The sequence below is a fragment of the Nocardioides proteolyticus genome (assembly GCF_051280635.3).
Lineage (GTDB): Bacteria > Actinomycetota > Actinomycetes > Propionibacteriales > Nocardioidaceae > Nocardioides.
In genome coordinates this window covers 21,277-44,837 of record NZ_JBNBPO030000028.1, presented here as the reverse complement: position 1 = coordinate 44,837, position 23,561 = coordinate 21,277, and the positions used below count along the sequence as shown (strand labels likewise).

General features: G+C 71.6%; 18 protein-coding genes and 1 tRNA gene. 8 read left to right on the top strand and 11 right to left on the bottom strand.

What is annotated here, in order from left to right; all coding sequences use genetic code 11:
• Positions 1-4 precede the first annotated feature (4 nt).
• A complete protein-coding gene (locus ACPOLA_RS15995) occupies positions 5-1,423 on the bottom strand; it encodes a VWA domain-containing protein (RefSeq protein WP_435771496.1) in 1,419 nt (472 codons plus the stop codon).
• A 2-nt stretch (positions 1,424-1,425) separates the two neighbouring features.
• A complete protein-coding gene (locus ACPOLA_RS15990; protein WP_435771495.1) occupies positions 1,426-2,325 on the bottom strand; it encodes an AAA family ATPase in 900 nt (299 codons plus the stop codon).
• Between the two features lie 148 nt (positions 2,326-2,473).
• Between ACPOLA_RS15990 and ACPOLA_RS15985 the strand changes: the two genes are divergently transcribed.
• Positions 2,474-2,839 carry a hypothetical protein gene (locus ACPOLA_RS15985; RefSeq protein ID WP_435771494.1) on the top strand — a complete coding sequence of 122 codons (366 nt, stop codon included), beginning with the start codon at positions 2,474-2,476 and terminating at the stop codon, positions 2,837-2,839.
• Positions 2,840-2,845: 6 nt separating this feature from the next.
• Here ACPOLA_RS15985 and ACPOLA_RS15980 read toward each other — a convergent pair whose 3' ends face one another.
• The gene (locus ACPOLA_RS15980) at positions 2,846-3,277 is read right to left on the bottom strand and encodes a MerR family transcriptional regulator (RefSeq protein WP_435771493.1); all 432 of its coding nucleotides are present in this window, start codon (positions 3,275-3,277) and stop codon (positions 2,846-2,848) included.
• A 212-nt stretch (positions 3,278-3,489) separates the two neighbouring features.
• On the opposite strand from ACPOLA_RS15980, the gene ACPOLA_RS15975 reads away from it, so the two are divergent.
• The 3 genes from ACPOLA_RS15975 to ACPOLA_RS15965 all read left to right on the top strand — a co-directional run bounded on the left by ACPOLA_RS15975 (position 3,490) and on the right by ACPOLA_RS15965 (position 7,833).
• A complete protein-coding gene (locus ACPOLA_RS15975; protein ID WP_435771492.1) occupies positions 3,490-5,016 on the top strand; it encodes a SulP family inorganic anion transporter in 1,527 nt (508 codons plus the stop codon).
• A 57-nt stretch (positions 5,017-5,073) separates the two neighbouring features.
• On the top strand, positions 5,074-6,378 hold the full coding sequence (locus ACPOLA_RS15970) for a cation:proton antiporter (RefSeq protein WP_435771491.1): 1,305 nt from the start codon (positions 5,074-5,076) through the stop codon (positions 6,376-6,378).
• A gap of 372 nt (positions 6,379-6,750) precedes the next feature.
• Positions 6,751-7,833, top strand: coding sequence for a hypothetical protein (locus tag ACPOLA_RS15965; RefSeq protein ID WP_435771490.1), 1,083 nt, complete (start codon positions 6,751-6,753; stop codon positions 7,831-7,833).
• 845 nt (positions 7,834-8,678) lie between these two features.
• Here ACPOLA_RS15965 and ACPOLA_RS15960 read toward each other — a convergent pair.
• From ACPOLA_RS15960 to ACPOLA_RS15945, 4 genes are all read right to left on the bottom strand, one after another.
• Positions 8,679-8,768, bottom strand: a tRNA-Ser gene (locus tag ACPOLA_RS15960).
• 61 nt (positions 8,769-8,829) lie between these two features.
• Positions 8,830-9,504, bottom strand: coding sequence for a hypothetical protein (locus ACPOLA_RS15955; RefSeq protein WP_435771489.1), 675 nt, complete (start codon positions 9,502-9,504; stop codon positions 8,830-8,832).
• Positions 9,505-9,642: 138 nt separating this feature from the next.
• Positions 9,643-10,080, bottom strand: a complete 438-nt coding sequence (locus ACPOLA_RS15950; RefSeq protein WP_435771507.1) for a nucleoside deaminase — start codon at positions 10,078-10,080, stop codon at positions 9,643-9,645.
• 53 nt (positions 10,081-10,133) lie between these two features.
• The gene (locus ACPOLA_RS15945) at positions 10,134-10,631 is read right to left on the bottom strand and encodes a tRNA adenosine deaminase-associated protein (RefSeq protein WP_435771488.1); all 498 of its coding nucleotides are present in this window, start codon (positions 10,629-10,631) and stop codon (positions 10,134-10,136) included.
• A 72-nt stretch (positions 10,632-10,703) separates the two neighbouring features.
• Here ACPOLA_RS15945 and upp point away from each other — a divergent pair, with 72 nt between their 5' ends.
• The 4 genes from upp to pntB all read left to right on the top strand — a co-directional run bounded on the left by upp (position 10,704) and on the right by pntB (position 15,483).
• On the top strand, positions 10,704-11,348 hold the full coding sequence (gene upp / locus ACPOLA_RS15940; protein WP_435771487.1) for a uracil phosphoribosyltransferase: 645 nt from the start codon (positions 10,704-10,706) through the stop codon (positions 11,346-11,348).
• A gap of 109 nt (positions 11,349-11,457) precedes the next feature.
• On the top strand, positions 11,458-12,315 hold the full coding sequence (locus tag ACPOLA_RS15935) for a hypothetical protein (protein WP_435771486.1): 858 nt from the start codon (positions 11,458-11,460) through the stop codon (positions 12,313-12,315).
• A 180-nt stretch (positions 12,316-12,495) separates the two neighbouring features.
• Positions 12,496-14,031, top strand: coding sequence for a Re/Si-specific NAD(P)(+) transhydrogenase subunit alpha (locus ACPOLA_RS15930; protein WP_435771485.1), 1,536 nt, complete (start codon positions 12,496-12,498; stop codon positions 14,029-14,031).
• Between the two features lie 3 nt (positions 14,032-14,034).
• On the top strand, positions 14,035-15,483 hold the full coding sequence (pntB, locus tag ACPOLA_RS15925; protein WP_435771484.1) for a Re/Si-specific NAD(P)(+) transhydrogenase subunit beta: 1,449 nt from the start codon (positions 14,035-14,037) through the stop codon (positions 15,481-15,483).
• Between the two features lie 98 nt (positions 15,484-15,581).
• Here pntB and thpR read toward each other — a convergent pair whose 3' ends face one another.
• Genes thpR through ACPOLA_RS15905 form a run of 4 tightly spaced genes read right to left on the bottom strand, consistent with a single transcriptional unit; the run spans position 15,582 to position 23,514 of the window.
• Entirely contained in the window at positions 15,582-16,142 is a 561-nt protein-coding gene (gene thpR, locus ACPOLA_RS15920; protein WP_435771483.1) for an RNA 2',3'-cyclic phosphodiesterase, read from the bottom strand.
• A gap of 2 nt (positions 16,143-16,144) precedes the next feature.
• Positions 16,145-16,900: a VIT1/CCC1 transporter family protein gene (locus tag ACPOLA_RS15915; protein ID WP_435771482.1), complete on the bottom strand. Its 756-nt coding sequence runs from the start codon at positions 16,898-16,900 to the stop codon at positions 16,145-16,147.
• Between the two features lie 26 nt (positions 16,901-16,926).
• Positions 16,927-20,268 (bottom strand): family 78 glycoside hydrolase catalytic domain, encoded by a 3,342-nt coding sequence (locus ACPOLA_RS15910; protein WP_435771481.1) that lies wholly within the window; start codon positions 20,266-20,268, stop codon positions 16,927-16,929.
• A 39-nt stretch (positions 20,269-20,307) separates the two neighbouring features.
• Complete coding sequence (locus ACPOLA_RS15905; protein WP_435771480.1) at positions 20,308-23,514, bottom strand: family 78 glycoside hydrolase catalytic domain; 3,207 nt, start codon at positions 23,512-23,514, stop codon at positions 20,308-20,310.
• Positions 23,515-23,561: the final 47 nt, after the last annotated feature.

Sequence of the window (23,561 nt, the reverse complement as noted above, 5' to 3'; positions counted from 1 at the left end):
CGGCTCACCAGGCCAGGTCGTGCACGAACTCGTTGAGCTGGGTCAGGTTGCGGCACTCGATCATCCGCACGATCTGGCCGTAGGTGGGTGCGGCGGAGTCGCCGGTGCCCCAGTTGCGCTCGTGCTCGGGGTTGAGCCAGAACGCCCGCCTCACCGAGCCCGCGAGGTCGCGGAGCACGTCCTCGTGGAGGTCGCTGTAGTTGGACCGGGCATCGCCGAGCACGAGGAGCGTGGTCTTCGGCCCGAGCGCGTCGGCATGCTGCTCCTGGAACTTCTGGAACGCCCGGCCGTAGTTCGTGCGACCCCACAGCGCGGCGTGACTGGTGCTGGCAGCGAGGTCGGCGAGGACGTCCACCGGGTCCGCCCCCGGCCGGAAGTGACCGGTCACCTCGTGCACGTGGTCGATGAAGGTGAACGCCCGCATGCTCTGGAAGACCTCGCGCAGCGCGAAGACGAAGAGCAGGGTGAACTGGGCGAAGTTGGCGACCGAGCCGCTGACGTCGCAGAGCACGACCAGGTCGGTGCGGTGCGGGCGCTTCGGCCGGTGGTGGGTGGTGATCGGGACGCCGCCGGTCGCGATCGAGGCGCGCACGGTGCGGCGGAAGTCCAGCGGCCCGCGGCGCTTCGCGTGGTGCTCCTTCGCCAGCCGCGTGGCGAGCCGCCGGGCGAGCGGGAAGATCTCCTTGCGCATCTCCTCCAGGTCCGCCCGGCGAGCGGCGGTGAACGCCAGCTTGTCGATGCTCGGCCGCACCGCGACCTCGGCGACGTGGTCGGGCCCCTTCTCCTCGGCGATCCTCCGGCGGGCGTCGTCCTCCACCATCGCGGTGAAGCCGCCCAGCCGCCGGTTGGCCGCGCGGCGCGCGTCCTCCTCGTCGGCTCCCTCGGCGACCAGGGCAGCGACCAGCCGGTCGAGCAGCTCCTGCGGGGCGACCCGCTGCAGCGCCGTGTAGGCCGACCAGGACGAGAGCCCGGGGCCGCGCCCCGGCATCGACCCGAACACCCCGACCATCTCCGCGGCCATCCGGCGCAGCTCCGCCTCGTCGAGCTGGGCGGACTCGAGGACCTCGGCCAGCCGGTCGCGGAAGCTCAGCAGCGCGGTGCCGTTGTCCCGCACCGGCCCGGCCTCGTCGCCGGCCACGCCGTCACCGTCGCCGTCGGCAGTGGTGCCGGCGGACACGCCGTCGCCCACCATCGCGGGGAAGTAGACGTCGAAGAGGGCGTCGAAGGTCGTGCGCTGGGACTGCTTCTTCACCAGGGTGGCCGCGAACGCGTCGCGGACGGTGTCGCGGTCGGTCCAGTGCAGCGCCGACAGTGCCGCGACCGAGTCGAGGTCCTCGGCGAGTGAGACGGACATGCCCGCGCCGCGGAGCGCCTCGATGAAGGAGAGGTGGCGGTCGAGCAGCCCGGACCGGTGTCCGGCCATGGTCAGCGGGCCCCGGACCGCTGGTCGAGCCGCAGCTCCTTGATCGCCCGCTGGTGGTCGGACTGATGCTTGAGCACCGCACCCAGCGTGTCGGCGACGACCTTCTCGTCGAGGTCGCGGATCTCCAGCGCGATCAGGGTGCGGGCCCAGTCGACGGACTCGGCGATCGAGGGCGCCTTCTTGAGCTCCAGGTCGCGGAGCCGGCCGACGGTCGCCACCAGCTGCTCGGCGATCCGGTCGTCGAGCCCCGGCACCTGCTTGTGCAGGATCTCCCGCTCGCGGGCGGCGTCGGGGTAGTCGAGGTGGAGATAGAGGCAACGCCGCTTGACCGCCTCCGAGAGCTCCCGGCTGGCGTTGGAGGTCAGCACGACGAACGGCCGGCGGGCGGCGGCGACCGTGCCGAGCTCGGGGATGGTGACCTGGAAGTCGCTGAGCACCTCCAGCAGCAGGCCCTCGACCTCGATGTCGGTCTTGTCGACCTCGTCGATCAGCAGGACCGTGGGCTCCTCCCGCCGGATCGCCGTCAGCAGCGGACGGGTGAGCAGGAACTCCTCGGTGAAGATGTCGTCGTGGGTGGCCTCCCAGTCGGCGCCGCCGCCACCGGCGTTGGCCGCCTGGATGCGCAGGAGCTGCTTCTTGTAGTTCCACTCGTACAGCGCGCGCGCCTCGTCGAGACCCTCGTAGCACTGGAGCCGGACCAGGTCCGCGCCCGTCGCCCTGGCCACGGCCTTGGCCAGCTCGGTCTTGCCCACGCCGGCCGGACCCTCGATGAGCAGCGGCTTCTCGAGCGCGCCGGCGAGGTACGTCGTGGTCGCGGTGGCGTGGTCGGCCAGGTAGCCCGCGGCGTCGAGCCGCGTGGTCACGTCGCCCGGGGACTCGAACCAGCTCGCTGGGGTGCTCATGCCCACATCCTGCCCGGCGCCGTTGCACAGCCCCACCGGTGTCCGCCAGGACGGGCCGACGCGTCGGCAACCGGGTCGTGACCCGCTCCGGTCCGCGTCGTTGAAAGCGACAACCGGGAACCACACCAGAACACCGAAGGGGGACGAGGTGACCACTGCCGCGGTACGACGTCCCCAGTGGTTCCGGGCGATCCTCACGACGCTGCGGACCGCGACCACCGCCGCCGCCCTCACGTTGCTCGTCGCCCTGGGAGCGGCCAACGTGATCGCCGCGCCGACGCCCTCCCCCGCCGAGCCGGTCGGGCTCGCCGCCGGCCCGCTCACCGAGCTGATGGAGCGCAACCGCTGCTCGCTCACCGGCTTCGACCGGGGGGTCGTGCCGGACAAGGCGATCATCCGGACCCCGCAGGGCGAGGCGAAGGTCGTCTCGTTCGACCATGGCTGGGCCGTGTTCAGCGGCGAGGAGGCCGGCGAGCTGGTCGCCGTGTGCCTCGGCCCGACGTCCGTGCGCTGACCGGCGTCAGTCGACCTCCCGGGCGAGCAGCCCGATGAACTCGTCGGCCATCGCCAGCTGCCGGACCAGCCGCTGTCTCCGCTCCGCGGCCTCGGCCTGCACCTCGTGCAGGCGCGCCGCCGATCGCCCCCGCTCGCGCTCGGACGTGCCGGCGTCGCGGAGCGCCTCGATGTCGGCGAGCACCTCGGCCATCCGGTCGAGGGTGAATCCCAGCGGCTTCATCCGACGGACGAGCAGGATCCGCTCCACGTCGTCCTCGGTGTAGAGACGGAAGCCCCCGTCGGACCGGCCGGAGGGCCGCACCAGCCCCACCTCGTCCCAGTGCCGCAGGCTGCGGATCGACAGCTCGGTGCGGGTGGCGACCTCTCCGATGTGCATCGCCGAGCCGCCCGTGGCGTTGGTCTCGCGCGGGGAGGCGGCTGGGTCGTTGCCGGTCACAGGGTCTCGTCTCTGGGAAGGGAGCGGGCGATTGCAACTCTACCCTCACGTGAGGGTAGAGTTGGCCCTCGCCCCGGCAGCGTCGCCGGCGGCCGCACCCAGCCACGGTCGCGTGCTCCTCGCGTCGGGTCCAGGCACCGAACGTGCTGCGGCCGCGCCCGGCCAGCCGCCCCGAACCCCACTCGCACCGCCGGTCCGAATCGGAGATCTCCTTGCCTCGCCCTGCCTCGCTCCTGTCCGCGGACGTCGCGTCGTCCCCGCGTGAGCCGTCGGTGCGCACCGCGCTGCGCTCACCGAGGCTGCTGCGGACCGAGGTGCTCGCCGGCCTGGTGGTCGCCTTGGCGCTGATTCCCGAGGCGATCTCGTTCTCGATCATCGCCGGTGTCGACCCGCGGGTCGGGCTTTTCGCCTCGTTCACGATGGCCGTCTCGATCGCCTTCCTCGGCGGCCGCCCGGCCATGATCTCGGCCGCAACCGGGGCCATCGCGTTGGTCGTCGCCCCGGTGGCGCGCGAGCACGGGCTGGACTACCTGATCGCCACCGTCCTGCTCGCGGGCGTCCTCCAGGTCGCCCTCGGCGTGGCCGGCGTGGCCCGCCTGATGCGGTTCATCCCCCGCTCGGTGATGGTGGGCTTCGTCAACGCCCTGGCGATCCTCATCTTCCTGGCCCAGGTGCCGCACCTGGTGGACGTGCCGTGGCTGGTCTACCCGATGATCGCGGTCGGCATCGCGGTGATCGTCGGCTTCCCGCACGTCAACAAGGTGATCCCCGCCCCACTGGTGGCGATCGTCGCGCTCACCGGGTTCACGATCCTCGCCGCTCTCAACGTGCCCGACGTCGGCGACGAGGGTGAGCTGCCCGACAGCCTCCCCGCCCTGCTCGTGCCCGACGTGCCGCTGAACCTGCAGACCCTCGAGATCATCGCGCCGTACGCGCTGGCGATGGCGGTCGTCGGCCTGCTGGAGTCGCTGCTCACCGCCAAGCTGGTCGACGACATCACCGACAGCCCCTCGGACAAGACCCGCGAGGCGTGCGGTCAGGGCGCCGCCAACGTGATCACCGGCTTCTTCGGCGGCATGGGCGGCTGCGCGATGATCGGCCAGACGATGATCAACGTGAAGGCCTCGGGTGCCCGCACGCGGATCTCCACCTTCCTCGCCGGCGTCTTCCTGCTGATCCTCGTGGTCGGGTTCGGCGATGTCGTCGCTCTGATCCCGATGGCCGCGCTGGTCGCGGTGATGATCATGGTCTCGGTCGGCACCATGGACTGGCACTCCATCCACCCCGCGACCCTGCGCCGGATGCCCAAGTCGGAGACCACCGTGATGCTCGCGACGGTCGCCGTCACCGTCTTCACCCACAACCTCGCCATCGGCGTCGTCGTCGGCGTGCTGGTCGCCATGACGCTGTTCGCCCGCCGCGTCGCGCACCTCACGGAGACCGACCGGCAGCTGGTGACCGACGAGCGCGGCGCGACAGTCGCCGTCTACCGGGTCACCGGCGAGCTGTTCTTCGCCTCCAGCAACGACCTCTACACCCAGTTCGACTACGCCGACGACCCCGAGCAGGTCGTCATCGACCTGTCCGCGTCGCACATCTGGGACGCCTCGACGGTGGCCGCGCTCGACGCGATCACCACGAAGTACGAGCGCAAGGGGAAGTCGGTGGAGATCGTCGGCCTCAACGACGCCAGCGCTGAGCGGCACGGCCGGCTGACCGGCCAGCTCGCCGCTCACTGACCCAGTCCGCCCGCCGTCGCACGCGTTGGAGGAGGCGGTGGCGGGTACTGGGGCTGCGTGACGGCCGACCTGGTGTACCTCGTCGCGGGGGGTGCACTCCTGCTGGCTGTGCTGCTGCCGGACGTCCTCCGACGGTGGGCGATCTCGGCACCGATGGTGCTCGTGGCGGTCGGGATGCTGATCGGCCTCACCCCCCTCCCCAACGGCCTGCCCCTCGACGTGCAGGAGAACCGCGCGGTGATCGAGCACGTGACCGAGCTCTGCGTGATCGTCGCGCTGATGGGGGTCGGCCTGGCGCTCGACCGGCCGCTCTCCCTGCGCAGCCTGGACAACTGGCGGGCGTGGCGCTCGACGTGGCGGCTGCTGGTCGTGGCCATGCCGCTGTGCATCGGCGGGGTGGCGCTGCTGGGCTGGTGGGCCGGGCTGGCGCCGGCGGCCGCCGTACTGCTCGGAGCGGTGCTCGCGCCGACCGACCCTGTGCTCGCCTCGGACGTCCAGGTGGCCGGGCCGCAGACCGGCGACCTGGAGGTCGACGAGAGCGACGAGCTCCGATTCACCTTGACGTCCGAGGCCGGCCTCAACGACGGGCTCGCGTTCCCGTTCGTCTACCTGGCGATCCTGATGGCGACGCAGGGCGCCGTCAGCAGTTGGGCGCTGGAGTGGGTCGGATTCTACCTGGTGGCCAAGATCCTGATCGGTGTCGCGGCGGGCATCCTCGTCGGGAGGCTGCTGGCGCACATCGCGTTCCGCTCGCAGAGCCCGTCGCTGCGTGCCGCCGAGCGCGGCGAGTCGCTGATGGCGCTCGCCGCGCTGATCACGGCGTACGGCGTCGCGGAGGTGGCCCAGGGCTACGGCTTCCTGGCGGTGTTCGTCTGCGCCATGACCTTCCGCAACGCGGAGCGCTCGCACGACTACCACGCGGCGATGCACGAGGTGGCCGAGCGCCTAGAGCGGCTGCTGACGCTCGCGGTGCTGCTGGTGCTCGGCATCGCGCTCACCCGGGGGATGCTCGACGCCCTGGACTGGCGGGGGGTCGGGATCGGCCTCGCCCTGCTCTTCGTCATCCGTCCCCTCGCGGCGCGGGTGTCGCTCGCGGGCATCCCCACCGGTTGCGGGCCCGACGGCCGCGCCCAGCTGACGGTCGGCCAGAAGTGGGCGGCGGCCTTCTTCGGCGTGCGCGGCGTCGGCTCCCTCTACTACCTCGCCTACGGCGCGGGCCACGCCGACGTCCTGGCCAGCGACTGGCTCTGGTCGACGGTGACCTTCACGATCGTCGCGTCGGTCCTCGTGCACGGCGTGCTGGCGACGCCCGCGATGAACCTGGTGGACCCGGAGCGCAAGCCGCGGCAGGCCGCTCCCTGAGGGACACCGAACGAGAGAAGCCGCCCCGCTCGCAGCGCGAGGGGACGGCTTCCTGACTCTCGTCATGGCGGGCTGGGGACCAGAGTGCTCCATGCAGGTCGGGGGCGTGGGCGGCCAACACTACGGGCGCCTTCCCCCGGCGGTTAGAGGTGTTCCCCTGCTGCTGGCGAGTACGGTGTTCATCTGCCTCCTTTGGTCTCGCGGCGTGGAAGTGGCGTCGGTGCACTAACGGGCAATGCGGCTCTCGCCGCACTCTTGCTATCGACGAGGCGAGGGGTGGGGCTGGACGGCTGCGAGCGGTGGTGACCTCGCGCGTGAAGAAGTTGGTGGAAGCGGGGGTCGATGGGCTCCCGGCGTGCCAGCATCGTTGTCATGACGAGCCTGCTGGCCACGATCGTTGCGACCCGCCGCCTCCAGCCCGAGCCAGTGGCGACGGACGCGTTGGTGCACTTGTGCGCGACGTCGGAGGCGGCCTCGGCGGTGATGTCGGAACTGCTTTCCGAACTCTGTCCGGGCAGTTCGTCGCTGGGATTGGTGTTCACCGGGCAGGAGATCAACCCTGCGACCGAGGGTCGTCCCGACTTGGTGGCCTCGGACCCGGAAGGCACTCGCCTAGTCGTGGAGGCCAAGTTCGACGCCAACCTCACGGCTGCTCAGACCGGTGGCGCGTACCTCAGCAAACTGACCCCGGGCGTTCCGGGCGCCTTAGTGTTCCTGGTTCCTCGGGACCGGATGCTCAACGTCTGGCGGACCGTGACGGTCACACCTGGCGGGCAGCCCGAGGCGGTGGCCCTGACGGACGGTGCTGTGGACGCGGGTGTGGCCAAGATGCCGGTGGGGGCAGCTGGCCATACGTTGGCGGTTTTGTCGTGGGAATCGCTCATCAACCGGCTGAGTGCGGCAGTGGGGAAGTTCGGCGATGCGGGCGGCGCCGCAGAACTGGAGCAGATTCGGGGCCTGGTTGAATGGCGGACTGCGGTGGGCTGGGTGCCGCTGCTTCCAGAAGACCTGCCGCAGCGCGTCGGGCGACAGTTGGATGCCGTCGTGGACAGTCTGAAGGCGGTGTGCTCGCGAGCATCGTCGGCGAAGGTTCGCAACGGCACGGCCGATGGCGGGTTCGGGCGTCACATCACCACGCCCTCGGGCAAGTCGATCTGGGTCGGGACCTGGCTGCGCTGGTGGGACACCTATGGGCCGGGGCCAGCGTGGGCTCAGGTGAGCCTGGCGACCTCTGGAGAGACAGCCACGATTTCGCAGGCCCTGACATCTGCTGGCATCACTCATCACGCTCGCCCGGAGAACACAGACGTGTTGATCCCGCTCCTGCTGCCGCTCGGCGTGGAGCAGGGTGCTGTTGAGGATGTTCTTCTGGTCCAGTTGGAAGCCGTAATTGCAGCCGTCGACGAGTTGGCCGTGAAGGTCGTTGAGGACGAGACGTTCGATGACGAGACGTAGCGGCGGGGCGGTTAGCGCGGCTTGTCTCCCCGTGACCGATGACCTGACGGCCTTCTGCGCCATCGTGCCTTGAGGACTATGGGCCGAGTTGCTCGGAGGGGTGCCGTCGTCCGGAGCCGACGCGTCCTGCCGTTTCCCGTGTGCGATGCTGACGGACTCTTGACGGCACGGCTTCGGCCACACGCCACCGGTCCGGGTTGCCGTCGGGCGTCACTCCCTCACTCCCGCGCGGTACGCACAGGGTCTCGTGTTCGGCACCACGGAGCACACCGACACCTACAACCGACACCACAACACCCTGCGCCAGTCCAGAGGCCGGCACGGTTTCGCCAAGGACAACGCTACGGGGCGCTCGGCACCTTCGGGAAGCGCCGCATCAGGGGCCGTGCCGCCTAGTCAGGCTTCGCCACGTTCCCTGCTCCCGCCGACGGGAGTCGCAAAGTGCGCATCCTTCTCCGCAACGCGCTGCGCGACGCATAATGGCGACCTCTACGTGCCTCGCTGCAAGCGCAACGGCGAGCACGCCACCACCCATCTGGCGCCCCCTCCACCAAGGGCACGCGGGGAGACCCCGACTACAACGAGTTGGACTCCGACGCCGAAGAAGCCGCCTGACCAACACCGGTCGCCCACCAGCAGACCCGCTCGAACCGACGTACCCGAACTCGGGCGGGTTTTCGTCAGTTCCGGCCCGCGCATACGCGCTGACAACGGCTCTGGGCACGTTACCGGCGGCGCGGATGCCCAGAGACGCCGAGAGCCACCCTCGGTCCCGATCCCTCGGGTCTCAGGTGGCTCTCGTCAGACCTTTCGTCTGCTCGGCTACAGCTTTGTTCTGTAGCCCATGGCGGTGGCGGAGGGATTTGAACCCTCGGTGGGCTTGCACCCACAAACGCTTTCGAGGCGTTCTCCTTAGGCCGCTCGGACACGCCACCGCCGGAGAGGCTACCGGAGCCGGTGCGGGTGCTGAAATCAGGCCCCGGACCGGCGGGTGAGCTAGCGGTTCGACGAGCGCGGCGTGACCACGCGAGGCGTGAACAGGTCGCCGGAGACGCTGCCGCCGGCGGTCCAGACGACGCTCACCGAGCGCTCGAAGATGTAGGAGCCGAGGGCGTCATCGCGTGCGATCAGGCTGACGGTGTGCTTTCCGCTGCTGACCGGGACCACGACGGTGAGGGTGCCGGTCTCCCCGAAGTCGGCACCGGTGGTCGTGTCGAGTCGGGCGTCACTCTGGACGGTCTTGCCGTCCACCCGCACGGCGAGCGCCAGGGAACCCTGGTTCCCGAGGGAGGTGTCCGACTGGGCGTACACGCTGGCCGTGATGTGCAGGTAGCCGCGGCGCACCGTGAGCGACTTGCTGACGATCGGGACGTAGGTGTCCGACACGAAGTTGTCGAGCTCCTCGTCCGAGCTGCCACCGGCGTAGGCCCCGAAGATCCGGGCCTCGTCCTTGATGTCGGTGCCGGTGATGGAGCCGTTGCGGATGTCTGCGCCGGCGAGGCTGCCGTTCCTGATGTCGGCGCCGGTGACGGTGCCGTCCTTGATCTGCTTGCCGGTGATCAGGGCGCCGGCGACCGCGCCGCCGCTGGTGCCGAGCAGGACGGTGACCACCAGGGCGGCCAGGGCCACGGGGCCGATGCGGCCTCCGCGGCGAAGCTTCGTGTCGGACATGGGCGTTCCTTCGCGTGCGGTGGGTGGGAGTTCTTGCGCGCTAGGGATGTCGGGCGCCGCGGCAGCCCGCTTCCCAAGCCGATTGCCCGCAAGGGCAACCAGTCCGCCCGAAAGAGCAGGCCGTGGCAGTCAGAGCGGTCAGGACCGCCGGTGGTCGGCGAAAAAGTCGGCGAGGAGGGCCGTCGAGTCCTCGGCCAGGACTCCGGCGACGACCTCGGGGCGGTGGTTGAGCCGCCGGTCCCGCACCACGTCCCACAGCGATCCGACGGCGCCGGCCTTGTCGTCGTAGGCGCCGAAGACGACGCGGTCCACCCGCGCGAGGACTGCGGCGCCGGCGCACATGGTGCAGGGCTCGAGCGTCACGACGAGGGTGCACCCGGCGAGTCGCCACTCCCCGCGCCGGAGGGCGGCCTCGCGGAGGGCCACGACCTCCGCGTGGCCGGTGGGGTCGGCGTCCCGCTCCCGGACGTTGCGCCCGGAGGCGAGCACGGTTCCAGCCTCGTCGACCACGACGGCGCCGATGGGGACGTCGCCGGTCGCCAAGGCCGCGGACGCCTCGGCGAGGGCGGCGCGCATCGGCTCCAGCCAGCGCGCGGCGGCCGGCGGTACGGCGGACAAGGGACGTGCGCTCAGGCGGACGCCAGCCCGACGGTGTCGTCGAACAGCTCACCGAAGCCGAGCCCGCGCGCCACCTCGGACAGCATCTCGTCGGGGTAGAGCTCGTCGTCGTCGAGGATCGAGGCCAGGTCCATCGCGTTGACGCCGAGGTCACTGAGCAGCTCGAGGTCGCCCGCGGGCTCCGGCTCGTCGACGTCCTCCTCCACGACGGGGAGCCCGAGGTGCTCGACGACCGAGGCGGCCAGCTCCCACTCCGTCGCCGCCGTGACGTCGGAGAGCATGACCCGGGTCTGCTGGCCGGCGACCCGCACCACGACGAAGAAGTCCTCGTCGACCGCGACCAGCCCGACCGCTCCCCCGTCGCCGGGGAACCGGCGCAGGGCCGAGGCGAGCGTCTCCACGTCGACCGCGTGGTCGTGCGTCAGCTCCGCGACCTGCCACACGCCCTCCTCGCGGTAGGCGGCCAGCGCGAAGTCGACCGAGTCAGTGGAGGTGCCGCTTGCGGACATGGTGCCAGCGTGACACGGACGACCGCTGAGGACCAGAGGGAATCGGGGCGCGGGCCCACTACGCTCACGGGCATGCGCACCCAGGTCGTCGACCACCCGCTCGTCGCCCACAAGCTCACCGTCCTGCGGGACGAGCGGACCGACTCACCGACGTTCCGGTCGCTGGCCGACGAGCTGGTCACGCTGCTGGCCTACGAGGCCACCCGCGACGTGCGGGTGGAGGCGGCGCAGATCCGCACGCCGGTGGCGCCGACGACCGGCGTGCGGCTGGCAGCGCCACGGCCGCTCGTCGTACCGATCCTGCGGGCCGGGCTCGGCATGCTCGACGGGATGATGCGGCTGCTGCCGACGGCCGAGGTCGGCTTCCTCGGCATGGTGCGCAACGAGGAGACGCTGGAGGCGGTCACCTACGCCGAGCGGCTGCCCGACGACCTGACCGGTCGCCAGTGCTACGTGCTGGACCCGATGCTCGCCACCGGCGGCACGCTCGCGGCCGCGATCCGCTTCCTCGTCGACCGGGGCGCCGACCACATCACGGCGGTCTGCCTGCTCGCGGCGCCCGAGGGCTGCACCCGCCTCGAGCGCGAGCTCGCCGACCTCGGCGTGCCGGTCACCGTGGTCACGGCGGCGCTGGACGAGCGACTGGACGAGAAGGGCTACATCGTCCCCGGCCTGGGCGACGCCGGCGACCGGCTCTACGGCATCGCCGGCGGCTGAGGCGAGCGCCGAACGCTCAGAACCGGTCCGCCCCGGCCGATCCCCCCAGTGACGGCTCTCCCGGCCGTCCGCCGGCGATCACCGGCCGACCGAAGGAGCAGCCGTGCTCGTGAGCCCGACCGTCCGACGCACCCTCACCGGCCTGGTCGCGGCCGGCGGCCTCGTCGCCGCGCTGGGCGCCCACGCCGGTCCAGCCCAGGCGGCCGACCGCGACCGCGACGGCATGCCGAACCGCTGGGAGTCCCGCCACGGGCTGAACCCGTCCCGCGACGACGCCGCCCGCGACCGGGACCGTGACGGGCTGAGCAACCTCGCGGAGTACCGACGCGGCTCCCGCCCCTCCGACGAGGACACCGACAACGACGGCCACGACGACGGCGACGAGGTGCGCGACGGCTACCGCTCCACTCGCCTCCTCGACCGCGACTCCGACGACGACGGGGTGCGCGACGGCGACGAGGACGCCGACCGGGACGGTCGCGCCAACGAGGACGAGGACGACGCCCGCGAGGGCTGCCTCCGCGACGACGACGACCGCGACCGTGACGCCGTCGCCGACGAGGACGAGAACGAGCTGCGCCTGCGCACCGGAGACGCCGACTCCGACGACGACGGCACCCGCGACGGCGCGGAGGACCGGGACGACGACGGGGAGTCCAACGAGGACGAGGACGACGCACCGGACGACCGCTGCGACGGGGACCGGGACGACGACGGGGAGTCCGACGAGGACGAGGACGACTTCCTCGGCACCGTCGCCTCCTTCGACCCGGAGACCGGCGCGCTCGTGATCACCACCGCCGCGGGCGAGCGGACCTTCCAGGTCACCGAGGACACCGAGATCGAGATCGATCACGACGAGGACGACGAGGGGACGCCGGCGGACCTCACCCCCGGTCGGGGCGTCGCGGAGGTCGAGGTCGACGACGAGACGGGCGACCTCGAGGAGGTCGAGCTCGTCGGCTGACCGGGCCGACACCGTCCCCGCCGGCCCGTCGTACGCCGTCCCACCCCAGTCGTACGCCGTCGTACGCCGCCGTGACGAGGCGTTGATCACAGACTCCCGTCACACGTGGGACGGAAGCGCCGGGGGTACCTCCGCTGTGTAGGTTGACTCGCGCTGTGTCCACCGAAAGCTGGAGGCTCCGTGCTCATCGGCATTCCCCGCGAGTCGAAACCCGGCGAGACGCTCGTCGCCGCGACCGCGAAGACGGCGACCCAACTCACCAACCTCGGCTACGACGTCGTCGTCGAGTCGGGCGCGGGTGAGCTCGCCGACCAGGCCGACTCGGCGTTCACCGAGGCGGGGATCCGGGTCGGCTCCTCCGCCGACGTGTGGGCAGCCGACGTCGTGGTCAAGGTCAACGCCCCCACCGACGAGGAGATCGCGCGGCTGCGCCGCGGCGCCACGATCGTCTCGATGATGGCGCCGGCACGCAGCCCGGAGCTGGTCGAGAAGCTGCAGGCCGCCGGAGTGACCGCCCTCGCCATGGACGCCGTGCCGCGCATCTCCCGCGCCCAGTCCATGGACGTGCTGTCGTCGATGGCCAACGTCGCGGGCTACCGGGCCGTCGTGGAGGCAGCGCACGAGTTCGGCCGGATGTTCACCGGCCAGGTCACGGCCGCCGGCAAGATCCCGCCCGCCCGCGTCTTCGTCGTCGGCGCCGGCGTAGCCGGTCTCGCCGCGATCGGCGCCGCCTCCGCGATGGGCGCCGTGGTGCGGGCGTTCGACGTCCGCCCGGAGGTGGCCGAGCAGGTGGAGTCGATGGGCGCGGAGTTCGTCGAGCTCGACCCCTCGCTCTTCGCGGAGAAGTCCGCCGACGGGTACGCCAAGGAGATGACCGCCGAGCAGGAGGCAGCCACGGCCGCGATGTACGACGAGGAGGCGCGCGGCGCCGACATCGTCATCACCACGGCGCTGATCCCCGGACGCCCGGCTCCGAAGCTCATCGCGGCCGAGACGATCGCCGCGATGCGGCCCGGGTCGGTGATCGTCGACATGGCGGCCGCCAACGGCGGCAACGCAGCGCTGACCAGGACCGACGAGAAGGTCGTCACCGACAACGGCGTCACGATCCTCGGCTACACCGACCTCGCGGGTCGGCTCGCTGCGCAGACGTCGCAGCTGTTCGGCACCAACGTGGTCAACCTCTTCAAGCTGCTCACGCCGAGCAAGGACGGCGTCCTCACGCTGGACTTCGACGACGTCGTGCAGCGCGGCATCACCGTCGTGCGTGAGGGCGAGTCGACCTGGCCGCCGCCGCCGGTGCAGGTCTCCGCGGCCCCGCAGGCGCCCGCGGCCGCACCGCCGCCCAAGGAGGAGAAGCCGCCCGCCGACCCCCGCCGCAAGTGGTACGCCGCCGGGCTCGCCGCCGTGCTCTTCGCGCTGGTGGCCGCCTTCTCGCCGTACGAGTTCCTCTCGCACTTCACGGTGTTCGCGCTCGCCGTGGTGGCCGGGTACTACGTCATCTCCAACGTGGCGCACGCCCTCCACACGCCGCTGATGGCGGAGACGAACGCGATCTCCGGGATCATCCTGGTCGGCGGCATCCTCCAGGTGGGGACCGCCGACAACCCGGTGATCCTCGTCCTCGCGGCCATCGCCGTCCTCGTCGCGAGCATCAACATCTTTGGTGGCTTCCTCGTGACCCTCCGCATGCTGCAGATGTTCCGGAAGGGCTGAGCCATGAACGACTTCCTCACCTCCGAGCACCTGTTCGGCTTCATCCAGGGCTCCTACATCATCGCCGCGCTCTGCTTCATCGGCGCGCTGGCCGGGCTCTCCAAGCACGAGACTGCCAAGCAGGGCAACATCCTCGGCATGGTCGGCATGGTGCTGGCCCTGGTGGCGACCCTGCTGCTGATGGCGCAGGAGAACGAGCTCTCCGACCCCGAGACCCCGCTGTGGGCGGCGCTGGTGATCGTGCTCGGCACGATGGCCGTCGGTGCGGTCATCGGCGCGTGGCGGGCGCGCACGGTCGAGATGACCGGGATGCCCGAGCTGATCGCGCTGCTGCACAGCTTCGTGGGCCTCGCGGCCGTGCTGGTCGGCTTCAACTCCTACCTCCAGCACGGCGCCGGCCACGACACCGTGCACGACGTCGAGGTGTTCGTCGGGGTCTTCATCGGAGCGGTGACCTTCACCGGGTCGATCGTCGCCAACCTCAAGCTCAGCGCGAAGATGAAGTCGGCGCCCGTGATGCTGCCGGGCAGGCACCTGCTCAACCTGGCCATCCTGGTGCTCTCCGTCGGCCTCGGCGTCTGGTTCGCCCTCGTCGACGGCGACCACGGCGACGGCCTCGGGATCGTGCCGCTGCTGATCATGACGGCGCTCGCGCTGCTGCTCGGGTTCCACCTCGTCGCCGCGATCGGCGGCGGCGACATGCCGGTCGTGGTGTCCATGCTCAACAGCTACTCCGGCTGGGCGGCCGCCGCGGCCGGCTTCCTGCTCGGCAACGACCTGCTGATCATCACCGGTGCGCTGGTCGGCTCCTCGGGTGCGATCCTCAGCTACATCATGTGCAAGGCGATGAACCGCTCGTTCGTCTCGGTCATCGCCGGCGGCTTCGGCCAGGAGGCGGCCGCGGCCGACGACAAGGACTACGGCGAGCACCGGGAGATCCTGGCCGACGAGGCCGCCGAGCTCCTCGCGCACGCCTCGTCGGTGGTGATCACGCCGGGCTACGGGATGGCCGTCGCGCAGGCGCAGTACCCCGTCGCCGACCTCACCTCGAAGCTGCGGGCGAAGGGGGTCGACGTCCGGTTCGGCATCCACCCCGTCGCGGGACGCCTTCCCGGCCACATGAACGTGCTGCTGGCGGAGGCGAAGGTGCCCTACGACGTCGTGCTCGAGATGGACGAGATCAACGACGACTTCCCCGAGACCGACGTCGTCCTGGTGATCGGCGCGAACGACACGGTGAACCCGGCCGCCGCAGAGGACCCGACCAGCCCGATCGCCGGGATGCCCGTCCTCGAGGTGTGGAACGCCCGCGACGTGATCGTCTTCAAGCGCTCCATGGCCGCGGGCTACGCCGGTGTGCAGAACCCGCTGTTCTTCCGCGAGAACACGAAGATGCTCTTCGGCGACGCCAAGGACAAGGTCGAGGAGATCGTCCGGCACCTCGACGCCTGACCCGCCGCACGCCCGAAGGGCCCGGCCCCGCGGGGGCCGGGCCCTTCTGCGTCCGGGCGAGACGCCGGTTCACCCCAGGTGACGACCCGACAGCCTGCTCACCAGCCGATCGTCGCCAGCGTCTCGTAGCGGGGCGAGCGCCGCGGACCCTCACCGAGATGGGAGGCGATGACCTGGACGCCGTCGAACGACCAGGCCGGGCCCTCGTAGCCGTCGAGCAGCCGCACCCAGCTGGTCATCTCGACCGGCCGCCCGCCGGTGCGGGCGATGGTCAGGTGCGGGCGGAACCGCTGGCCGTCGACCTCGATGCCGGACGTCACGGCAGCGTTGCGGGCGCGCACCGCGGCCCGCTCCAGCGCGGCGGCTCCGCGCTCGCGCACCGACACGGCCAGGACCCGGGCGCGCGACGGGTCGGGGAAGGTCACCGCTCCGCCGAGCCGGACCTCAGACGTGGGCAGGCCGTCGAGCGACGCGGCCAGCCGGTCGACGTACTCCTCGATGCGCAGCTCGGCCACGTCGGCCATGAAGGCGAGCGTGACGTGGAACTGCTCGGGCCGGGTCCAGCGGAAGTCGCCGGCGGAGCGGCGCGGCTCGAGGAAGCCGTCGAGGTGCTCCACGGCGTCCTCGGGCGGCACGACGGCGGCGAACAGGCGCACCACGGCTAGACCTGCGTCCCGACGAGCTGGCCGATCCCGTGGGTCACCAGCATCGCCACCAGGCCGCCGAGGACGGTGCGCAGCACGGCGCGACGGGTGGAGCCGTAGCCGAGCCGGGCGCTCAGCCACCCGGTGCCGGCCAGCGCCACCAGCACCGCGGACACGGTGAGCGGCACCCGGAGGTCGGCACCGGCCAGCACCACCATCAGCAGCGGCAGCAGGGCGCCGACGGTGAAGGCCGCCATCGAGGCCCACGCGGCGCTCCACGGGCTGGTGAGGTGGTCGGGGTCGATGCCCAGCTCGACCTCCGCGTGCGCGGCCAGCGCGTCCTTGGCGGTGAGCTGCCGGGCGACCTCGAGCGCGAGGTCCTCGTCGAGGCCCTTGTCGACGTACAGGCCCGCGAGCTCGGCGAGCTCGTCCTGCGGCTCGTCGCGGAGCTCGCGGCGCTCCTTGGCGAGCAGTGCCTCCTCGGAGTCGCGCTGGGTGCTCACCGAGACGTACTCGCCGACCGCCATGCTGAGCGCGCCCGCGACGAGCCCGGCGATGCCGGCGACGAGGATGTGGCTCCGGTCGCTGGTCGCGCCGGCCACGCCCATCACGACGCCCGCCGTGGAGACGATGCCGTCGTTCGCGCCGAGCACCGCGGCCCGCAGCCAGTTCAGCCGACCGCTCATGCCGTCCTGGTGCGGCTCGTCACGGTGGGGGCCGACCTCGGGCACGCCCCCACCGACGGCGCGATCAGGTGTCGCTGAGCTGCTCACCGGACCATTGTGGCCGGTCCGGCACGCTACCCCCGGTCGACCTGCTCGAAGCTCCAGCGGCCGGAGCCGATGCGGTAGGCCACCAGCCCGTCGTCGGCCGACGCCGGCGCCACCGGCACAGCCGACGTGCCGTCGGGCCCGACCACCTCGTAGCCGCGCCCCTCGACCGCCGGGAGCTCCACGACCGCGGTGGTGTTCACCGGGATCCTCGTGCGGAGGCTGACCCGGTCGCCGTCGCGGACCCACGCGGTCTCGACCCGGCCCCGCTGCGTCATCTGCGACCCCTCGGCGTGCGCGAGGCCGGTCTCCGGCACGCTGATCCGCAGCTCGGCGCCGCCGGGCGCGGTGACCTCGATGCCGAGCACGTTCTCGAGCACCTGGACGATCCCGCGCGAGCCCCACCCGTGTGAGGCGCTGTTGGCGGAGCCGCTCAGCTCCCACGCCTCGGGGGTGAAGGTCCCGCCGTCGGCGAGCCAGCCGGCCCAGCCGTAGTCGTCCTCGTTGGTCAGCACCCGCAGCAGCGCCTCGGCGGAGCCGGCCTCGGCGAGGGCGTCGAGCAGCCAGTGCGCGGTCATCGGGCCCTGCTTCATGCCCATCGCGGCGAGGTACCTGCCGAGCGCCGGCAGGTCCTCCCTCGGCGCGATCCCCAGCGCGACGGCGTACGACGTCGCGTGCTGGCCCGCGTGCGCGCTCTGGGAGCCGTCACCGAGCAGCCCGTCGACGTAGCTGCCGTCGGCCCTGCGGAGGGTCTGGTTCATCCGGTCGGTGAGCGCGTCGGCGTCGTCGCGATAGGCCTGCACCTCGGCGGCCGGCCGGCCGACCGCCTCGGCGGCGAGGGCCACCTTGCGGAGCACGTCGACGCCGAGCGCGTTGACGGTGGTGCGGGCGGTGGCCGTCATGTCGTAGCCGAAGCGGCCGTGGACCGGCCAGTCCACGATGCCGTACCGGTACTGGCCGCTGCCGCCGGACAGCTCGGTCACCAGGCCGCGGGTCGGACCGGAGACGGGGATGTGGCGGCGGACGTAGTCGGCGGTCGCCGCGAGGTTGTCGTAGACGTCCTCGAGGAGGTCGACGTCGCCGGTCTCCAGGAAGTAGCGCCAGATCCAGTCGGGGACGACCTGGGTGAAGTCGGGGATGTCCCGCTTGCCGTCACCGTTGGGGTAGACGGCGTTGTAGCGGCCCTGGTCGTTGCCGGATCGCCACCACCGCTCCTGGCTCAGCACGAACTCGCGGATCGCCTGGCGGGTCGCCACCCGGTCGTGGTCGGTGGCCATCAGGCCGTAGGAGATGTTGACGGTGTCGTGGAGGAACTGACCCTGCTCCCGGGTCGGGGTGTCGACGAACGTCTCCTGCACCGAGTAGCGCAGCGAGCGCTGCATCAGCTCCCACACCTGGTCGAGCGTCTCGTCGGAGCTGTCGAAGGTCGCGGCGCCGCTCTCGGGATAGGTGGTGTGCACGATCGTCGCCGTCACGTCGTCGACGGTGATCTGCTCCTCGGCGCCGGGGATCTCGAGGTAGCGGAAGCCGAGGTGACCGAACGCCCGGTAGTCCTGGGCGCCCGCGTGCTGGGTGTAGGGGAACGACATGTTGGTCCCCTGCGTCGCGGTGCCGGCGGTGGAGACCCGGCCGGAGGCGGCCAGCTCGTAGCTCGCGCGGATCGGGATGACCCGGCCGGCCACGCCGTGCTCGAAGCGCACGCCGGGGCGGGCCGGGATGACCTTCGCGAAGTCGGCGACCGGGGTGCCGTCGTCGGCCACCAGGATCCGCTCGGGGTGGACGACCGTCTCCGTCAGCCGGGTCTGCTGGCCCGCGAGGTGGGTGAACGGGGCGGTGGGGTGCCGGCCGACCACCACGGCGTCGGACCAGCCGCTGTCGTCGTACCCCTCGCGCCGCCAGGCGCCGATGGCCCGCGCCGCGGTGCCGTCGAGGTGCTCGACGTAGAGGCCCTCGCCGTTGCGGGTGCCGACCTGGACGTAGGGGCCGCGCCGCACCTTCCAGCTGTCGTCGCTGACCACCGTGTACGTCGAGCCGTCGGCGTACTCCAGCACGATCCGCACCAGCAGGCCCGGCTCGGCACCGACCCTGCCCTGGCCGCTGCTGAACCAGTGCAGCATGGCGGCGACCGCCAGCGGCTCACCCGGCGTGACGAGGTCGGTGACGTCGGCGGCCTGGTAGTAGCCCTCGCCCGGGTGGCCGTAGTTGGTCATCCGGTCGGCGCGGACGCCGTCGAGGTGCAGCTCGGCGACGTGGCTCGCCGACAGGTAGCTGCGGGCGCGGACCAGCTTGCCGGCGGGGACGTCGACCTCGGTGCGGGCGAGGGTGTACTCGTCGGCCTCCCGGGTCGTGGTGCCGCGGACCCACCGGTCCAGGCCGCCGGAGAAGTCCTCCTCGAACAGCACCGTGCCGCCGTCGAGGGAGGTGACCCGGACGTCGTCGAACTCCGCGACCTCGCCGTTGGCCTCGCGGAAGCCGATGGTGCCGCGGCCCGAGCCGGTGGCCGAGGGGTCGGTCCAGCGGTCGACGACGCGGCCGTCGATGCTGGTCTCGAAGGTGCTGCCCTGGACGCGGACGCTGAGCTCGTAGGTGACGCCGGGGTCGATGACGTGCGGCACCGAGCGACGCGCGTCGGTCGGGTAGCCGCCGTTGACCATCCGGTGGGTCTTGAGGGCGTTGTCGTTGGCGTGGAGCTGCCACATGTAGCCGTTGCGGCTGTCGGGTGCCCGGAACACGACGGCGGCGGCCCGGGTGATCGGCGTGACGTCCATGGTGACGACGTAGTCGGTCCAGTCCGTGCCGGTCCGCGCCAGAGTGACGTCACCGCCGGTGACCCGGCCCCGGCCGTCGACGATGCTCAGGGCGCTGGCGTCCGGGTTGCCCGGTGGCCGCCGGATCCACGCGGCGTCGCCCCAGTCGTCGTCGCCGAGCCCTGTCTCGAAGGTCGCCGGGCGCGACCACGGCGACGGCAGGCGGTCCTTGTCCCAGGTGCGCACCCGCCACGTGTACGCGCTGCCGGGCTCCAACGGCACGCCGTCGTAGTCGACGTACGCCTGCTGTGCGGACTTCACCTTGTCGGAGTCCCACATCACCGCACCGTCGGCGTCGCGGACCTCGATCTTGTAGGCGGTCTGCACCTCGTTGGCGTCGGCGTCCTGGGGCAGCCAGCCGAACCGTGGCGACTCGTCGGCGTTCAGCGGGTGCGGCAGGTCGTCGACGGTGAGGCCGACCGGAGCCGAGGGGCGGCTCCCGGGCGGTGCGGCATCCGCGACCGGAGCCAGCGGACCGGTGACCGGCAGGACGAGGGCGGTGGCGAGGACGGCGAGCCCCGTGCGGCGGTTGCGGCCGCGCAGGACGGTGGTTCGGGTGCTCATGGGACCTCCGAGTCGGTCGGGCTGGGTGCGGTGGGACGGTCAGCGGCAGATGGAGGTGAGGCGGTCGTCGTCCTTCGGGGCGCCTCCGGGGGAGGTGCTGAAGACGTGGCAGCCGCTCGGCACGCCGTCGACGCGCAGGTAGCCGCGCTCGCGGTGGGCCGGCCTGCGCCGGCCGTCGACGTAGACGACGTCTGTCGACGCGTCGCCGGCGGGCACGTGGACCGACGCGACGGTGTTGCCGGGCACGAACGCACCGACGTCGGTGCGCCCGTCGACGGTGTGGAACGCGGCGCCGATCCGGCCCTTGAGGGTGGGCAGGGTGACGCTCGCCCAGCTCACCGACTCCGGCTGCGGACGGATCGCGAAGGTCGCGTAGCCCGGTGTCGTCGGCCGGATCCCGAACATGCCCTGCGGCACGTGGTACGCCGGCGAGGCGGCCCAAGGGTGGGAGTAGGTCATGTTGCTCTTCAGCGACGGGTCCCACGCCTCGCCGGTCGCGCCGGCGCCGTCGGCGATCATGTTCAGCCAGCTGCGGAGGCCGGTGTCGGTGAGCAGGTCGTAGGCGAGGTCGGACCGGTCGCCGTTGTAGAGCGACTCGATGAGGAAGGCGGCGCAGTAGACGCTGCACTGCATCCCGCGGGACCCGATGTAGTCGGCCGCCCGCTGCGCCCGGTCGGCGTCGGGGACGCCGAAGGCACTGGCGAACACGCTCGCGTGCACGGCCCAGTGCGCCACCGGCGTCCGGTCCGCGTTCAGCCCGTCCCGGTAGGCGCCCTTGGCGTCGTCCCACAGCAGCCGGTTCATCGCGTCGCGCAGCCGCTCCGCGGTCGCCGTGTACGACGCCGCGTCCGCGGACCTGCCGAGCGCGGTGGCGATCGCGGCCATGTCCATGAAGCTGCGGTAGCTGATCGCGTTGATCACCGTGTTGTAGGGCCGGAAGACGTAACCGTCCCGCTCCGAGCCGGGCCAGTCGACGATGTCGCAGTCGGTCTGGCTGTTGCAGCCGTTGGACCGGAAGTCCTTGCGGATCAGCCCCGTGCTCTCCTCGACCCACTCGGTCGGCAGCTTGTCCACCAGCTCGTCGTAGCTGCGCTCGAGCTGCGCGACGTCGCCGGTCTGCTGGTAGCTGTCGTGCATCGCGAGGATGGTGTACATCGGCCACTCCGTCGGCCAGGTGCGCCTGGTGAGCAGGTAGTCGATCGAGTAGTTGCCGAGCGACGGGTCCGACGAGGTGAAGAAGTTGGCCATCATCTGCAGGTAGCTGTCGGCCTCGTAGGGCTCGCGCTCCCTGGTCCAGGAGTCGACGTAGAGGTTGTGGTTGGTCGCCTCGACGGTGTTCTTCGACAGCTGCCAGACCTGGTTCAGCGAGTCGTCGGAGGAGGCGAACCGAGCGCCCTCGGTGTCGAAGGGATACACCTGTGCGAGCGCGGGGAAGTCGGCCGCGGTGAGGCCGCTCGGGGCACCGAGGACCTCCAGGTAGCGGAAGACCCGCATGCCCCACGTCTCGATGTGCTGCGGCCCGTCCGTCAGCGTCCATCGGTCCTGGTACTGGTTGCCGGTGCGCATGTTGGACCGCACCTCCTGCGGTCCCCACAGCTCCTCGCCGAACCGCAGCTCGACGACCTGTCCGGCGGTTCCCTCGAGGTCGAGGCTCACCCCGCCCACCCAGCTGCGGCCGTAGTCGACGAAGTAGTGGCCCGGGGCCTTCTCGACGACCTCGACCGGCTGCTCGAGCCGCTGCGCGACCTTGTCGGTCGGCGTGGCGACGAGCTCGTCGTACGGCGCCTTGAGGGCCGGGCGCTGCCACTGCCCGTCATCGAAGCCGGGCGCGTCGAACCCGGTGGGGTACGACGCCGCCTGGACGTTCTCCTTCGGGGCCGTGAAGTAGCCGGTGCCGATGGACCCGGCGGCGGGGTAGACCGTCGAGCCGGGCAGCGTGGTCCAGTCCTCGCCGGTGCCGAAGGTCTGCTGCGAGCCGTCGGTGTACTCCACGACGACCTGCGCCTGGAACCGCTTGTCGCTGGTGGTCCAGGCGATCGCGCCGAGCGCGTTGGGCCCGCCCTCGCGGACCAGGTCGGTGACGTCGAAGCCGTCGTAACGGGTCTCCGTGCCGATCGAGCGGGTGGGGCCGAGGCCGACGAACTCGCCGTTCAGCCAGAGCTTGTAGACGTACTGCCGGCCCGGCTCGGGCGAGGACCCGGTGGCGAAGGCGGTGGCCCAGGCGACATCCTTGTCGGCGGCGGTCCGGAACTCGCCGCGGAGGAACGCCCAGTCGGTGCTGCCCAGGCCGTGGACGCAGTTCTGGCCGGTGCCCACGTGCAGCCGGCCGCCGCTGACCGACCCGCAGGAGAAGTCGGACGTGGGGGCGTCGAAGGCGTTGCGGTAGAGGACCTTGCCGTCGGCACCGGTGACCGCGAGGTCGTCCCAGCTGTTGCGCTCGCTGCCGCCGGTGCGGAAGCCGATCGTGCCCCGGGTGAAGCGCACGTTCTCCGTGGTGTCGACCAGCCGGCCGTCGAGGTAGGTGCGCACGGTGCTGCCCGCGACCTCGATCCGCAGCCGGTAGTCGGTGTTGCGCTGGAGGCTCACGCCCAGCGGGACCGCCTTGAGCTGGGTGAAGGTGCCGTTGACCCGCTGGTGCGGCGCCAGCTGGTCGACCCCGTCGCCGCGCAGCTGCCACATCAGGTAGTTGTTGGCGTCCTGGGCGTTGAAGACGATCGTCGCGTTCTGGGTGGTGATGGAGAACGTCGTCTCCAGCGTGTAGCCCGACCAGCCGAGGGCCGGCGGCTCACCCAGCCAGATCGGCCGGCTGTCGCCCCAGTCGCCGCCGAGCGCGGTGCCGAACTGGGCGGGGCGCGACCACGGCGACGCCTTGCCGGCGGCGTCCCAGGTGCGGACCCGCCAGGTGTAGCGCTTGCCGCGCTCCAGCGCTGGCCCGGCGTAGGGGACGTTGGTGCTGGCGGCCGACGCCACCCTGCCGGAGTCCCACACCAGCCGGCCCGACATCAGCGCGGGGTGCGTCTCGGCGACCTGCACCTGGTAGCCGCGCTGGGCCGCCGCCGGCACCCGCCAGCCGAGGAGCGGGCCGGTCACGTCGTCGACGTCGGCCGGCGCGACGCGCTGGCCGACGGTCAGGCCCGACGGGTGCGCGCCACCGGGAGTCGCCTGGGTGGCGACCGGCGCCGCGACGCCCAGGAGCAGGGCGATCGCCAGCAGTGCGAAGGCGAGGGGAGGGCGGGACCGGCTCATGTCTGCTCCGTCTGTCCTGAAACGATTCACCGGACAGTACGAAGACA

Bases quoted from the DNA above. Each gene is read 5' to 3' on its own strand.
- ACPOLA_RS15995 (WP_435771496.1), bottom strand. From the start codon at position 1,423: ATGGCCGGACACCGGTCCGGGCTGCTCGACCGCCACCTCTCCTTCATC.
- ACPOLA_RS15990 (WP_435771495.1), bottom strand. From the start codon at position 2,325: ATGAGCACCCCAGCGAGCTGGTTCGAGTCCCCGGGCGACGTGACCACG.
- ACPOLA_RS15965 (WP_435771490.1), top strand. From the start codon at position 6,751: ATGACGAGCCTGCTGGCCACGATCGTTGCGACCCGCCGCCTCCAGCCC.
- ACPOLA_RS15955 (WP_435771489.1), bottom strand. From the start codon at position 9,504: ATGTCCGACACGAAGCTTCGCCGCGGAGGCCGCATCGGCCCCGTGGCC.
- ACPOLA_RS15950 (WP_435771507.1), bottom strand. From the start codon at position 10,080: ATGCGCGCCGCCCTCGCCGAGGCGTCCGCGGCCTTGGCGACCGGCGAC.
- ACPOLA_RS15945 (WP_435771488.1), bottom strand. From the start codon at position 10,631: ATGTCCGCAAGCGGCACCTCCACTGACTCGGTCGACTTCGCGCTGGCC.
- upp (WP_435771487.1), top strand. From the start codon at position 10,704: ATGCGCACCCAGGTCGTCGACCACCCGCTCGTCGCCCACAAGCTCACC.
- pntB (WP_435771484.1), top strand. From the start codon at position 14,035: ATGAACGACTTCCTCACCTCCGAGCACCTGTTCGGCTTCATCCAGGGC.
- ACPOLA_RS15910 (WP_435771481.1), bottom strand. From the start codon at position 20,268: ATGAGCACCCGAACCACCGTCCTGCGCGGCCGCAACCGCCGCACGGGG.
- ACPOLA_RS15905 (WP_435771480.1), bottom strand. From the start codon at position 23,514: ATGAGCCGGTCCCGCCCTCCCCTCGCCTTCGCACTGCTGGCGATCGCC.